Consider the following 690-nt stretch of genomic DNA (forward strand, 5'->3'; position numbering starts at 1 on the left):
TCGGTCTGCCGCTGAATCTTATCTGGGGATACGTCGCCATCGCCGTGTTTATGACCGGCGACGGTTTTGAACTCGCCTTCCTCTCGCACTACATCAAGGAGCTGGGCTTCAGTCCGGCGCAGGCCTCTTTCGCCTTCACCCTCTACGGCCTCGCCGCCGCTCTGTCGGCCTGGGTCTCCGGCGTGGTCGCGGAAATTATCACCCCGCGTAAAACCATGTTTATCGGTTTCGTGCTGTGGTGCGTGTTCCACGTCCTGTTCCTCGTCTTCGGCCTCGGTCGCGCCAACTACGCCTTAATCCTGCTGTTTTACGGCATCCGCGGCCTGGCCTATCCGCTGTTCCTCTATTCGTTTATCGTCGCCATTATCCATAACGTCCGCAGCGACAGCTCCAGCTCGGCCCTGGGCTGGTTCTGGGCGGTCTACTCCGTCGGCATCGGCGTGTTCGGCAGCTATATTCCGAGCTTCACCATTCCGCACATTGGCGAGATGGGCACCCTGTGGCTGGCGCTGGCGTTCTGTGTCACCGGCGGGCTGATTGCCCTGGCAGCGCTGCGCAACACCGAAACCCCGTGCCATATGCAGAATCTCACCACCCGCGAGAAGTTCTCCGAGCTGGGGCGCGCGGTGACCCTTATCTACACCAACCGCAGCATTATGCTCTCCAGCATCGTGCGTATTATCAACACCC

1 protein-coding gene is annotated in these 690 nt (G+C 60.1%); it reads left to right on the plus strand.

All coding sequences use genetic code 11. The features are described from left to right. Positions 1 to 690, plus strand: a 690-nt coding sequence (locus tag ABLV08_RS03515) for an MFS transporter (RefSeq protein WP_348855574.1), incomplete at both ends; no start/stop codon positions are given.

It is taken from the genome of Klebsiella sp. CN_Kp088, assembly GCF_040064335.1.
In the GTDB taxonomy this organism is placed as follows: Bacteria; Pseudomonadota; Gammaproteobacteria; order Enterobacterales; family Enterobacteriaceae; genus Klebsiella; species Klebsiella aerogenes.